The 12,116-nt window shown below is 73.0% G+C and carries 12 protein-coding genes and 1 riboswitch; of the genes, 1 reads left to right on the top strand and 11 read right to left on the bottom strand.

Annotated elements, in window-relative coordinates; translation table 11 throughout:
* Window positions 1-87: 87 nt before the first annotated feature.
* From BLW86_RS33430 to BLW86_RS33480, 11 genes are all read right to left on the bottom strand, one after another.
* The gene (locus BLW86_RS33430) at window positions 88-1,482 is read right to left on the bottom strand and encodes an NAD(P)/FAD-dependent oxidoreductase (RefSeq protein WP_093877479.1); all 1,395 of its coding nucleotides are present in this window, start codon (window positions 1,480-1,482) and stop codon (window positions 88-90) included.
* A 303-nt stretch (window positions 1,483-1,785) separates the two neighbouring features.
* Window positions 1,786-2,325: a PadR family transcriptional regulator gene (locus BLW86_RS33435; protein ID WP_093877480.1), complete on the bottom strand. Its 540-nt coding sequence runs from the start codon at window positions 2,323-2,325 to the stop codon at window positions 1,786-1,788.
* Window positions 2,326-2,371: 46 nt separating this feature from the next.
* Complete coding sequence (locus tag BLW86_RS33440) at window positions 2,372-4,387, bottom strand: NADPH-dependent 2,4-dienoyl-CoA reductase (protein ID WP_093877481.1); 2,016 nt, start codon at window positions 4,385-4,387, stop codon at window positions 2,372-2,374.
* Window positions 4,388-4,516: 129 nt separating this feature from the next.
* Window positions 4,517-5,386 carry an energy-coupling factor ABC transporter ATP-binding protein gene (locus tag BLW86_RS33445; RefSeq protein ID WP_093877482.1) on the bottom strand — a complete coding sequence of 290 codons (870 nt, stop codon included), beginning with the start codon at window positions 5,384-5,386 and terminating at the stop codon, window positions 4,517-4,519.
* Window positions 5,383-6,132: a cobalt ECF transporter T component CbiQ gene (gene cbiQ / locus BLW86_RS33450; protein ID WP_093877483.1), complete on the bottom strand. Its 750-nt coding sequence runs from the start codon at window positions 6,130-6,132 to the stop codon at window positions 5,383-5,385. Before cbiQ ends, BLW86_RS33445 begins: the two co-directional genes overlap by 4 nt.
* A gap of 5 nt (window positions 6,133-6,137) precedes the next feature.
* Window positions 6,138-6,731 carry an energy-coupling factor ABC transporter substrate-binding protein gene (locus tag BLW86_RS33455; protein ID WP_093877484.1) on the bottom strand — a complete coding sequence of 198 codons (594 nt, stop codon included), beginning with the start codon at window positions 6,729-6,731 and terminating at the stop codon, window positions 6,138-6,140.
* On the bottom strand, window positions 6,728-7,426 hold the full coding sequence (locus BLW86_RS33460; RefSeq protein ID WP_093877485.1) for an energy-coupling factor ABC transporter permease: 699 nt from the start codon (window positions 7,424-7,426) through the stop codon (window positions 6,728-6,730). Before BLW86_RS33460 ends, BLW86_RS33455 begins: the two co-directional genes overlap by 4 nt.
* A 28-nt stretch (window positions 7,427-7,454) precedes the next feature.
* Window positions 7,455-7,661: riboswitch (cobalamin riboswitch) on the bottom strand.
* Window positions 7,662-7,739: 78 nt separating this feature from the next.
* Window positions 7,740-8,171 (bottom strand): PTS-dependent dihydroxyacetone kinase phosphotransferase subunit DhaM, encoded by a 432-nt coding sequence (locus BLW86_RS33465; protein ID WP_093877486.1) that lies wholly within the window; start codon window positions 8,169-8,171, stop codon window positions 7,740-7,742.
* Window positions 8,168-8,809 carry a dihydroxyacetone kinase subunit DhaL gene (gene dhaL / locus BLW86_RS33470; RefSeq protein ID WP_093877487.1) on the bottom strand — a complete coding sequence of 214 codons (642 nt, stop codon included), beginning with the start codon at window positions 8,807-8,809 and terminating at the stop codon, window positions 8,168-8,170. Before dhaL ends, BLW86_RS33465 begins: the two co-directional genes overlap by 4 nt.
* Window positions 8,810-8,816: 7 nt before the next feature.
* Window positions 8,817-9,809 carry a dihydroxyacetone kinase subunit DhaK gene (gene dhaK, locus BLW86_RS33475; RefSeq protein WP_093877488.1) on the bottom strand — a complete coding sequence of 331 codons (993 nt, stop codon included), beginning with the start codon at window positions 9,807-9,809 and terminating at the stop codon, window positions 8,817-8,819.
* Window positions 9,810-10,563: 754 nt separating this feature from the next.
* On the bottom strand, window positions 10,564-11,343 hold the full coding sequence (locus BLW86_RS33480) for a TetR family transcriptional regulator C-terminal domain-containing protein (protein ID WP_371129683.1): 780 nt from the start codon (window positions 11,341-11,343) through the stop codon (window positions 10,564-10,566).
* 227 nt (window positions 11,344-11,570) lie between these two features.
* Here BLW86_RS33480 and BLW86_RS33485 point away from each other — a divergent pair, with 227 nt between their 5' ends.
* Entirely contained in the window at window positions 11,571-11,969 is a 399-nt protein-coding gene (locus BLW86_RS33485) for a class II aldolase/adducin family protein (protein WP_256341730.1), read from the top strand.
* Window positions 11,970-12,116 lie beyond the last annotated feature (147 nt).

A 12,116-nucleotide genomic window follows, 5' to 3' on the forward strand; every position in this document is an offset into this window, starting at 1 on the left:
GGCGGTGGCAGGTCCACCGCCGCCCCTCGCCCTCCAGGGGGTGTCTGACGATCCCCCGCGGCGTCGCGGGGGATTGCCGGCCGCCCCCTAGCCGTCCGTACGGCGCAGCGGCGGTTCGGCCGGGGTCGCGTGGACCGGGCCGAAGAGCACCGCCCGTGCCACGGCGGGGGCGAACAGGACCGTCATCGGGGCGGTGAGGGTGATCGCCCTGCGGAAGGCCGCACCGACGACCGGGTCGCCCGCCGCCCGCTCCTGCAGCCGGCTCATGTACCAGCCGACCGCCTTGTCCAGCGCGCCGGGGGCGTCCGCGCCGCCGACAGCGCCGGGCATCTTCTTGTCGGCGCCCGTCGAGATGTCCCACGCCTGCCGGGAGGCGTCGAGGAGGGCGCGCTGCACCTGCCGGGTGGTCGGGGTGCGCTTCGGGTCGGCGAGCGCCCGGCGCAGGGCGACGGCGGAGATCGCCGCCACCGCCATGCCCTGTCCGTAGACCGGGTTGAAGGCGCAGAGCGCGTCGCCGGTGGCGAGGAAACCGGCCGGACGGCGGCCCGGACGGTCGTACCGGCGCCGGATGTTGGCGGTCTTGCGGAAGCCGTACACCGGGGACACCGGCTCCGCCCGGGCCAGCCAGTCGCTGATCAGCGGGTGCGGCATCCGCTTCGCGAACTCCTCGAACGCGCCCTCCTCCGTGGGCGGTTCATTGCCCCGGAGCCCCGAGAGGGTCACGAGGTGCGTCCCGTCGCCGACGGGCAGTACGACGGCCCCGTACTCCTGCTCGGGGTTGGGCACGATGAAGTAGCCCATGGCGTCGCTGTCCAGCACCCCGTCCGGAGCGCGGTAGACCCGGGTGCCGTAGGCGAGACCGGTGTCGATGGTCTCCTCGTGCGGCGCCTCGGCGCCGATCGCCGCCAGCCAGTCCGCCGCCTTCGTCGACCTGCCGGAGGCGTCGACGACCAGATCGGCCTCCAGGACACGGGTCTCCTTCTCGGCCCCCGCGCCGCGCTCGCGCAGCCGGACGCCCCGGACGCGCGAGGAGTCGCCGGTCAGGCCCACCGTCTCGTGGCCCTCGACCAGTTCGATCCGAGGATCGGCGAACACCCGCTGTCGCACCAGCCATTCGAGCTGCGGGCGCGGGCCCGAGTAGAAGTGGGCGGTGGCGGGCAGCCGGTGCATCCATCTGCCGTTCTGCCACTGCACCATGTCCTCGGGCACGCCCACCCTGGGCGCGCCGAGCTCGCGCAGCTCCTCCATGAACCCCGGGAGCAGTTCGTCGTACGCCTCCTGTCCGCCCGCGATGAGCACGTGCAGGTGCCGGCCCTGCGGGACGCCCGGCCGGGCGTCGGGCCCCTCCGGGTAGCGGTCGCGCTCGACGACCGTCACCTTCTCGGCGTGCTCGGCGAGTACCCGAGCGGCAAGCAGTCCAGCGAGACTTCCCCCGATGACCACCGCGTGACGTGTCGCGCGGCGCTCCAAGTCGTCGGCCATACCCGCCCTTTCGTGTCGTGGAACTACAACTGACCAGTATCCACGTCGGTACGGGCGCCGTCGCGTGCCCCGAGCCTCGGGTGCTCTATGTGGTAGCGGAGGCGCCACTGAGGGGGCCGTCCCGTGTGTCCACCCTCCCCCAAGCTCTCGGCTTCGCTCGAGCAGGGGGGACCCCCTCGCCCCAGCGGGACGATTGCCCACACGGCGGGGCGGGAGGGGCGCCGCCCCGGCGGGCACAGCCCATACGGGGGGTGGCGGCGGGGGCGCCGCCCGCCCGGAGGGCGCCGCCCCGTGCGGCGCGGGCTACTCCTCCCGCCCCAGCTCCGCCAGCGCGCTCGTCAGCCACTCCACCCAGAACCGCTCCAGGTCGACCCCGCCCCGCAGGACGAGATGCCGCAGCCGGTCCGGTTCGGTGCGGCGGCGCTCCGCCGGGAAGTCCCGCGCCTCGATCGCGAGGTACTCGTCCAACTGCTCCTGGTGCAGCGCCAGATGGCGCGACAACTCGGCCTGCAGCCCCGCCGTCCCCACCATCGCCGCGGCCCGCATCCGCAGCAGCAGGGCGGACCGGAGCGGCTTCGGGTCCTCGGACCTCGCGACCCAGTCGCTCAGCTCCGCCCGGCCGGCGGGCAGCACCTCGTACTCCTTCTTCTGTCCCCGCGCGGGCACCGGAGCGGGCAGGGCACGGATGTGCCCCGCCTGCTCCAGCTTCCCGAGCTCGCGGTAGATCTGCTGGTGCGTGGCCGACCAGAAGTAGCCGATCGACTTGTCGAAGCGGCGCGTCAGTTCGAGGCCGGAGGACGGCTTTTCGAGCAGCGCGGTCAGGATCGCGTGCGGGAGGGACATGCTCGCATCCTAGGTTCGGACGGCCACGGTGATCACGGTGCGGCCGTCACAGGGTGGCGGCGAGCCGGGTGCCCTGGTCGATGGCCCGCTTCGCGTCCAGCTCGGCGGCGACGTCCGCGCCGCCGATGAGGTGCGCCGAGCGGCCCGCGGCGACCAGCTCCTCGTACAGGCCGCGGCGCGGCTCCTGTCCGGCGCAGAGCACGATCGTGTCGACGGGGAGCAGCTGCGGCTCGCCGTCGATCGTGACGTGCAGGCCGGCGTCGTCGATCCGCTCGTACGACACGCCCGCCACCATGGTGACGCCCCGGTGCTTGAGCTCGGTGCGGTGGATCCAGCCGGTCGTCTTGCCGAGGCCCGCGCCGACCTTGGTGGTCTTGCGCTGGAGCAGGTGCACCTGGCGCGGCGGCGCGTTCCGCTCGGGCGCGCGCAGGCCGCCGCGGTTCTCGTACGAGGTGTCGACGCCCCACTGGCGGAAGTACGTCTCGGGATCCTGGCTCGCGCCCTCGCCGCCGTCCGTGAGGAACTCGGCGACGTCGAAGCCGATGCCGCCCGCGCCGATGATCGCGACCCGGTCCCCGACCGGGGCGCCGTCCCGCAGCACGTCGAGGTAGCTGAGGACGCTCGGGTGGTCCTCGCCCGCGATGCCGGGCGTGCGGGGGGTGACGCCGGTCGCGACGACGACCTCGTCGTAGCCCTCCAGGTCGGCGGCGGAGACGTACGTGTTCAGACGGACGTCGATGCCGCGCTCGGCGAGCTGGACGCGGAAGTAGCGCAGCGTCTCGTCGAACTCCTCCTTGCCCGGCACCCGCTTGGCGATGTTCAGCTGGCCGCCGATCTCGGCGGCGCCGTCGAAGAGGGTGACGGAGTGGCCGCGCTCGGCCGCCGACACCGCGCAGGAGAGGCCGGCCGGGCCCGCGCCGACGACCGCGACGCGCTTGGCGAGGCGGGTGGGGGAGAGGACCAGCTCGGTCTCGTGGCAGGCGCGCGGATTGACCAGGCAGGACGTGATCTTCAGGTTGAAGGTGTGGTCCAGGCAGGCCTGGTTGCAGCCGATGCAGGTGTTGATGGTGTCGGCGCGGTCGGCCTTCGCCTTGGCGACGAAGGCGGGATCGGCGAGGAACGGGCGGGCCAGCGAGACCAGGTCGGCGCGGCCGTCGGCGAGGATCTCCTCGGCGACCTCGGGGGTGTTGATGCGGTTGGAGGTGACGAGCGGCACGGAGACCGCGCCCATCAGCTTCTTCGTCACCCAGGTGTAGGCGCCGCGCGGCACGGAGGTGGCGATGGTGGGGATGCGCGCCTCGTGCCAGCCGATGCCGGTGTTGATGATGGTGGCGCCCGCGGCCTCGATCTCCTTGGCGAGGGAGACCACCTCGTCGAGGGTGGAGCCGCCGGGGACGAGGTCCAGCATGGAGAGGCGGTAGACGAGGATGAAGTCCTCGCCGACGCGCTCGCGGATCCGGCGGACGATCTCCAGCGGGAAGCGGACCCGGTTCTCGTACGAGCCGCCCCAGCGGTCGGTGCGGTGGTTGGTGGCGGCGGCGATGAACTCGTTGATGAGGTAGCCCTCGGAGCCCATCACCTCGACGCCGTCGTACCCGGCCTCCTTGGCCAGCTCGGCGCAGCGCGCGTAGTCCTCGACGGTCTGCTCGACCTCGGCGTCGGCCAGCTCGTTCGGCACGAAGGGGCTGATGGGCGCCTTGATCGGGCTGGGGCCGACGAGGTCGGGGTGGTAGGCGTACCGGCCGAAGTGCAGGATCTGCATGGCGATCCTGCCGCCCTCGGCGTGCACGGCGTCGGTGATCAGCCGGTGCTCGGCGACCTCCTCGCCCGTGGTCAGCTTGGCGCCGCCGTCCCAGGGCCGGCCGGCCTCGTTGGGGGCGATGCCGCCGGTGACGATGAGCCCCACGCCGCCCCGGGCGCGCTCGGCGTAGAAGGCGGCCATGCGCTCGAAGCCGTGCTCGGTCTCCTCCAGGCCGACGTGCATCGACCCCATGATCACCCGGTTGGGCAGGGTGGTGAACCCGAGGTCGAGCGGGCTCAGCAGGTGCGGGTACGGGGTCATGGGGGCGTCTCCTCGCGCAGGGGTCGTCGACCTCAGTTCTAGGCGACCCCGCACGTCTTCTGCAACTAGTTGCAGAAGAATGGGGGAGTGATGTCTGCTACTCGGCAGCAAAGGCCCCGAGCGGGCACCTCAGGAGCGACGGGGCCCGGCCACCTCGGCCGCGATCCACGCGTCCAGGTCCTCCGGCGTCCGGGGCTCCACCCCCTCCGCGCCCAGCAGACCGCGGGCCCGCAGGAGACGGGCCACCGACGTGCCCCAGGGCCGGCGCAGCCGGGCCGCGGCCAGCAGGTCGTTGTCCGCGAGGAGCTCGGCGACCGGGCCGGTGCGCAGACCGGCGGGGGAGAGCACCGCGGCCTCGTCGGCCCAGCGCAGCGCCAGATCCACGTCGTGCGTCGCCATCAGCACCGTCGTCCCCGCCTCCCGCAGCCGCGCGAGGGCGTCGAGCAGCCGCTCCTGCCCGTGCGGGTCGAGCCCGGCCGTCGGCTCGTCCATGATCAGCACCCGGGGCCGCATCGCCACGGCGCCCGCGATCGCGGCCCGCTTCCGCTGCCCGTACGACAGCAGATGCGTCGGCCGGTCCTCCAGGGCCACGATGTCCAGCGCCTCCAGGGCCTCCCGCACCCGGAGCCGCACCTCCTCCTCCGGCAGCCCCAGGTTCGTCGGACCGAACGACACGTCCTGACCGACCGAGGCCGCGAACAGCTGGTCGTCCGGATCCTGCACGACCAGCTGCACGGTGGTCCGCAGCCGGGTCAGCCCCTTCCGGTCGTACGCCACCTCGGCCCCGTCCAGGAGCAGCGACCCGCTCCCGCACCGCAGCCCCCCGCTGAGGAGCCGCAGCAGCGTCGTCTTGCCGCTGCCGTTGCGGCCGAGGAGCGCGATCGAGCGCCCCTCCGCCACCGAGAAGTCCACGCCCGACAGGACCGCGGGCCCGTCCTCGTAGGCGAAACCCGCCTTCACCAGCTCCACGACGGGATTCGTCGGCGTCGGAGACGTCACGGAAGGAACCTTTCCAGTACGAGGGTGAGGGCGACGAGCCCCGCGAGGAGCACGCCCGTCGCCGCGAGGAACCGCCGGGAGACCGCGCAGGCCGGCACCAGGACCCGCAGCGTCCCGTCGTAACCGCGCCCGGCGAGCCCCGACTGCAGGCGCTGCGCCCGGTCGAAGGCCCGGACGAACGTCGTCGCGCCGAGCCCCGCGAGCGACCGCCAGGTCGCGGCCCGGGTGGTGTGCCCGAGCCGGGCCGCCTGGGCCTGCCGGATCTTCGCCAGCGAGTCGAGCAGCAGGAAGATGATCCGGTACATCACGAGTGCCACGTCCACCACGGGCGCCGGGACGCCCGCCCGGACGAGCCGGGGCAGCACGTCGGACACCGGCGTCGTGAAGGCGAAGAGCAGCACCCCCAGCGAAGCCGAGGCGGTCCGCAGCAGCAGCTCGCCCGCGTGCGCGGGACCGCCGGGCGCGAGGGCCACGAGCCCGCGCGCACCGCCCACCTCGAAGAGCAGCGGAACGGCCCCCGTGACACAGAAACCGAGCGGGATGCGGAACGCCCGCCACAGCTGACGGCCCGGCACGCCGGCCGGACCGAGCAGCATCGCGAGCGTGGCCGCCGCCACGAGCACGGCGCCCGGCCACGGCGGCAGGGAGACGGCGCACAGCGTCAGGCCGAAGCCGAGGGCGGCCTTCTCCACGGGATGGCGGCGGCGCCAGCGACTGCTGTGCGCCGCCGCGTCGATCGGCAGCATCGGCGCTACGCGCCCGTACCGTCGGACGGCACGGAACCGTCACCGGCCCCGGGGGCCTCCACCCCACCGGGGTCGGACCCGGACCCGCGGCTCGGGGCACTGAGGTCAGCGGGACGGGCGCCGGCGGCGCGGGGTCCCGAGTGGCCGCTCGCGGCACCGGAGCTCGGGACGCCGGAGGCCGCCCCGCCGCTCGCGGCACCGGAGCCGGGCCCACCCCGCGCCGTGTCGGAATCACCGCCCCCGACGGGCTCGCCCCCCTCCGCCGCACCCTTCGTCCCCGCCGCCTCGGCGGCCTCGGCGCGGGCCGCGCCCTGGCGGCGGCCGCGCCGCAGGCCGAAGTAGTACGCCAGGACACCGGCGCCGATCGCCGCCTGGAGGGCGAAGAGCGCCGACTCGATCTCGCCGGACGGCGGCTCGTACAGCGGGCTGAACCACGGCTTGTAGTCCGGCTGGAGCTCCGTGATCGCGGTCTCCGCCTCGCCGTCGGACCCGCTGAACGGCTGCTCCTTGTGGTCGCCGAGGCCCAGCGCGAGCGGCAGGACCGCGAGCGCGGCGACGAGGAGCAGCAGCAGCGTGTTGACCTTCGCGTTCCGGCTCATCGCGCGGCCACCTCCTCGGGCCGCTCCGCCCGCGGCCGGTCGAGGACGCCGAGGCGCGTCAGCTCCCCCTTGCTGGACTGGGTGAGCAGCCGCATCACGAGCACCGTGAGCAGACCCTCGCTCACCGCCAGCGGAATCTGGGTCACGGCGAAGATCCCGCCGAACTTGGCCAGCGCGCCGGGCACACCGCTGCCGGGGTCGGGGAACGCCAGGGCCAGCTGCACGCTGGTGACGCAGTACGTGGACAGGTCGGCGACGAACGCGCCGAAGAAGACGGCCACCATCAGGGGCGCGCCGAACCGCCGAAGCAGCCGGTACGTCCCGTACCCCGCCCAGGGACCGGCGATCGCCATGGAGAAGGCGTTCGCGCCGAGCGTGGTCAGCCCGCCGTGCGCGAGCAGCAGGGCCTGGAAGAGCAGGGTGATCGTCCCGAGGACCGCCATGATCGGCGGCCGGAACAGGATCGCGCCGAGCCCCGTACCGGTCGGGTGCGAACAACTACCGGTGACCGAAGGCAACTTGAGCGCCGACAGGACGAAGGTGAAGGCACCGGAGGCGCCGAGCAGCAGGGTGGATTCGGGGTTCGACCGCACCTCGCGGGTCAGCGCGCGCACCCCGTGGACGACGAACGGAGCGGCCGCGACGCCCCAGGCGGCGGCGTGCGCAGGGGGCAGATACCCCTCGGCTATATGCATGATCGGGAGACCCTCTCCAGCACCTCGTGGATGGACAACGCACCCTGGCCGGTCTCCTGGCTGACGGTCATACGGCCCGACTCCGCCTTCCCACACCGTCACGGTCTCCCGCGACGGTCCAGTGGCTTCCCCGAGGTGTTCCCCCCGGGGGTGGAGCCGGACCTCCCGATCACAGTGGCGAGGGCCGCACCGGTACCGCACCGGTTTCCCGTACACCAAGGCCCTGCGACATTAGTGGGTTGACCTGCTGGATCACAACACGGCCACCACGTGGCGCGTCCCTCCGGTCACTGCACGCACTCGGTCCCCGTGGTCACTCCTTGCGGTAGGCGTACGCCTCCGAGGCCGCCGCCGCCACCGCGTCGAGATCCCCGCCGGCGCTCGCCGTCACCAGCGCGGCCACCGCGCCCTCGACGAACGGCGCGTCCACCAGGCGGGAGCCCTCGGGCAGTTCGTCGCCCTCGGCGAGCAGCGCCTTCACGGTGAGGACCGCGCTGCCCAGGTCGACGAGGAGCGCGACCCCGGCCCCTCGGTCGACGGCCTTCGCGGCCTCGCAGATCAGCTCGGAACTCGTCCCGAGACCACCGTCCGGCGTCCCGCCCGCGGGCAGGACCGGCGCCAGGTCGCCACCACCGGCGAGGCCCCGGGCCAGCTCGGCCACCGCCGTCGCGACCGCCGCGCTGTGCGAGACGAGCACGATGCCGACGGCCGCCGGGCCCTCCGGGGTCGCACCCGCCGGGCTCATCGCGCGCCCTCCGCGCGCGCGGTGTCGGCGAGGGCCGCGAAGAGGAGCGCCGACGACGTCGCCCCCGGGTCCTGGTGCCCGACCGACCGCTCGCCGAGATAACTGGCCCTGCCCTTGCGCGCCTGGAGGGGCACGGTCGCGAGGGCACCCTCCTCGGCGGCGGCGCGGGCCGCCTCGTACGAGCTCCGCAGTCCTTCCACACCCGGCACGAGCGCGTCCAGCATCGTCTTGTCGCCCACCTGGGCGCCGCCCAGCTGCGACACGGCTGCCACACCGGCGCCGAGAGCCTCCGCCAGCCGCTCCCGGCTGACCTCCCCGTCCTCGCCCAGGGCCTTCCCGGCGCGCCGCAGCAGCGTCCCGTACAGCGGTCCCGAAGCACCGCCGACGGTGGAGATGAGCTGCCGTCCGGCGGCGGTGAGCACAGCGCCGGGACTCGCCGGCGGCTCCTTCGCGAGCATGTCCGTCACGGCGGCGAAGCCCCGCTTGAGATTGGCTCCGTGATCGGCGTCGCCGATGGCCGAATCCAGCTCGGTGAGCCGGTCCGCCTCCCGGTCCACGTCCTCGGCCACCTCGGCCAGCCAGCGCACCAGGAAACCGGCGCCGAAGCTCTCCGTCACGTCTTCGCTCCCTCGTCCCATCCCCGGCTCACCGGCCCCAGCGCAGCGCGGGCGTCTGCACCGGAGCGTCCCACAGGCGCAGCAGCTCCTCGTCGACCTCGCACAGGGTCACCGAGCAGCCCGCCATGTCGAGCGAGGTCACGTAGTTCCCGACCAGTGTCCGGGCCACCGGCACCTTCCGCTCGGCGAGCACCCGCTGCACCTCGGCATTGAAGCCGTACAGCTCCAGGAGCGGCGTCGCGCCCATCCCGTTCACCAGGGCGACGACCGGCCCGGACGGGCTCAGGTCCTCCACGACGGCGTCGACGGCGAAGTCCGCGATCTCCCGCGAGGTCATCATGGCCCGCCGCTCCCGGCCGGGCTCGCCGTGGATGCCGATCCCCAACTCCAGCTCCCCCTCCGGGAGGTCGAAGGTCGGGCTGCCCTTGGCGGGGGTCGTACAGGCGCTCAGGGCCACCCCGAAGGACCGGCACCGCTCGTTCACCCGGCGGGCGATCGACTCCACCCGCTCCAGCGGGGCGCCCTCCTCGGCGGCCGCGCCCGCGATCTTCTCCACGAACAGCGTGCCGCCGGTGCCGCGCCGCCCCGCCGTGTAGAGGCTGTCCGTCACCGCCACGTCGTCGTCGACGAGGACCTTGGCGACCTGGATGCCCTCGTCCTCGGCGAGCTCCGCGGCCATCTCGAAGTTCAGCACGTCACCGGTGTAGTTCTTGACGACGAACAGCACCCCGGCGCCGCTGTCGACCGCGGCGGCGGCCCGCACCATCTGGTCGGGCACGGGCGAGGTGAACACCTCGCCCGGACACGCGGCCGCCAGCATGCCGGGGCCCACGAACCCTCCGTGCAGCGGCTCGTGCCCGGACCCGCCGCCGGACACCAGCGCCACCTGCCCCGCCACGGGCGCGTCCCGCCGCACCACCACGCGCCGCTCCACGTCCACGGTCAGCTCGGGATGCGCGGCGGCCATCCCCCGCAGCGCGTCGGCGACGACGGTCTCCGGAACGTTGATCAGCATCCTCATGGATACCTCCTGGTGAGGCTGGCAGGCGTGTGGCTGAGCAGGCTTTTCGCAGGTCAGAACGGGTGAGAGGTGTTATTGATCTCGGCGGTTCACGGCGTCCGGGAGCGGTTCCGTGCGGTAGTGATGCCGGCCTGTTGCCGACTTTCCTGACCGGTCATCAGGAAGGGCTTGTGGTGGGTGCTCTTTGCATCTGTGCATGATGACGCAATTATCGGTGCAGGGGTGCGGCCGCGCACCGGTGCGTCGGCGGTCGGAAGCGGCCGATTCCGCGCCGGTCGGCTTTGTGCGGTGCTCGGGGGCGACCGACTGGATGGCGGGCGATCGTGCGAGGGCGCTGCCACCCTCGCCGAGCTCGAAGGGATTCTCCCCGAACCCCAAGGGAGCGCCTTCACGGCCCTCCTCGGCATCTGGACTGACGACGGCAGACCCGTAGGCCGGGAGACCGCCTGGCGATACCTCCAGTCGGTGTACGTGGAGCACTACCCGCCGGAGAACCTGCGGCGTCTGGTCCACCTCATTTACGAGCACCTGTTCGTAGGGGGTCCTGAGGTGATCGTCAGGCAGCTGAGCGGATACCTGGATGACCACCTCCATCAGTGGCTCGCCGGGCCGGAGATCCGCAACCACTTGCTCTCTCTTGACGGGGTCCAGTCCCAAGTGCTGGCCGGAGACGGCAATACGCTCAGTGCTCTGGCGGGCACCAAGGACAGGTTCCTGCGGCGTGTGCGCGGTAGGGCGCCCGCTCTCGGGCTGGTCACGCGCCCCCACCTTGATCAGCTGCACGGCCGGCTGGTGGCGGAGGACGGTCCGCAGATCGTGCTGTGCGAGGGGCGGGCGGGCTCGGGCAAGTCGACGGTTGCCGCGGATGTGCTGGAGTGGCTCGCAGGCCAGGGCGCCCGATTGCTGCCGTTCGTGTGTCGATCATGCCGAACATCGAGGTGCTCTTGGTGGTCCGTACGGTCGACATCGGAACAGGACAGCAGGCTCGGCAGGCTGATTGCTGTGGATGCGCGAGCGGCGAGATTCCCAGTGGGGGACTGGCCGGAGGATCGGTGCGAGCCGTACTCGCCACTGGTGGAAACGACCGGTGTCTGCGGGCGATCCCGCAAGCCGACGACTGACGCCGGGGCTGCCAGGGCTGCCGGCTGCCGGGGAGTGTTCTCCGGGGCAGGGTCACCGGCAGCGCGGGCCGCAGCGCCTTCAGACCGCCGGGCGACCGCGCGGCGGTCGCCGCATGTCCCCATCGGCTTTCCGCGGTCACCGGCTCCAAGGCCATGTCAGGCAGCGCCGGCGGGAAGGTGACAGCCAGTTGTTCGGGGGCCAGGTGGTCGGGTTCGACGAGGCTCTGGGCCAGGGAGCCTAAGGGGACGGCCGCGGTGAGGCGGGCCAGGGGGTCCGGGTCGACCACGGGTCTGCGGCCGAGGCGGTCGAGGAGGCGGGCGATCTCCTTGCGCAGGCGGCGGTCGTGGTCGGCCGGGGCGCGGGCCGTGTCGGGGTGCCGGATGGCGTGCAGGGTGAACTCGGTGGACAGCAGGTACCAGCGTCGCTCGGTCTCGTCGAGGGCGCCATGCGTGCGAGGACCGCCTGTAAGGAGTCGTCGATCGTGTCGAGCTCGTCGACCGCCCGCGTCAGACGGTCGATCACGCCTTGTGCGTGCAGGTCGAACAGGGCGAAGAACAGGTCTTCCATGGTGCGGAAGTTGGAGTAGAAAGCCCCGCGGATCAGGCCCGACCGCTCGCGGATCAGCAGGAACTGGACGTGGTGTTCCGGCTGTTCGGGCAGCTCGGCTTCTCCGAGGGGGGCGTCGGCCACATCACGGCGCGGGACCCCGGCAATCCGGATTGGTCCTGGGGCAACCCCTTCGGAAGGAGCTTCAGTCGGATCCGGGTCTCCGGCCTCGTCCTCGTCGACCACGCCGGCAACGTCGTCGAAGGCCGCCACGCCGTCGACCGCGCCGCGTTCTGCATTCACTCGCGCCGAGCTTGCCCGCGGGTACCGCGGTCCCGAAGTGGCGGCTGCTGCCGGGCGCTCCCGCGCCGAGCGCGCTTGCCCCGGCGGCGTGAGCCGCGGGGCTTGTGGTGGCGACTGCGACTGCGACTGCGCCGACGGCCGTGCATGCGGCCGTTGTCCGGGCCTTGCGGAGGCGGAGTTTCCCGTTGAGTCATGGCATGACGGATCGCTCTCCTTGGGTGGGGGACGCCTGCACGCCGGTCGGAGGGCGGTGCCTCGTCCTGGCGGTCGTGTGAGCGCATACGCCGCCGGGCCGTTCCTGCCGGGCGGAGCATGCGGGGCGGGAGAGAGCCGAGG

The sequence above is a fragment of the Streptomyces sp. TLI_105 genome (assembly GCF_900105415.1).
GTDB lineage: Bacteria > Actinomycetota > Actinomycetes > Streptomycetales > Streptomycetaceae > Streptomyces.

Coding starts and splice junctions, on each gene's coding strand:
- BLW86_RS33430 (WP_093877479.1), bottom strand. CDS start 1,482: ATGGCCGACGACTTGGAGCGCCGCGCGACACGTCACGCGGTGGTCATC.
- BLW86_RS33435 (WP_093877480.1), bottom strand. CDS start 2,325: ATGTCCCTCCCGCACGCGATCCTGACCGCGCTGCTCGAAAAGCCGTCC.
- BLW86_RS33440 (WP_093877481.1), bottom strand. CDS start 4,387: ATGACCCCGTACCCGCACCTGCTGAGCCCGCTCGACCTCGGGTTCACC.
- cbiQ (WP_093877483.1), bottom strand. CDS start 6,132: ATGCTGCCGATCGACGCGGCGGCGCACAGCAGTCGCTGGCGCCGCCGC.
- BLW86_RS33455 (WP_093877484.1), bottom strand. CDS start 6,731: ATGAGCCGGAACGCGAAGGTCAACACGCTGCTGCTGCTCCTCGTCGCC.
- BLW86_RS33460 (WP_093877485.1), bottom strand. CDS start 7,426: ATGCATATAGCCGAGGGGTATCTGCCCCCTGCGCACGCCGCCGCCTGG.
- BLW86_RS33465 (WP_093877486.1), bottom strand. CDS start 8,171: ATGAGCCCGGCGGGTGCGACCCCGGAGGGCCCGGCGGCCGTCGGCATC.
- dhaL (WP_093877487.1), bottom strand. CDS start 8,809: ATGGGACGAGGGAGCGAAGACGTGACGGAGAGCTTCGGCGCCGGTTTC.
- dhaK (WP_093877488.1), bottom strand. CDS start 9,809: ATGAGGATGCTGATCAACGTTCCGGAGACCGTCGTCGCCGACGCGCTG.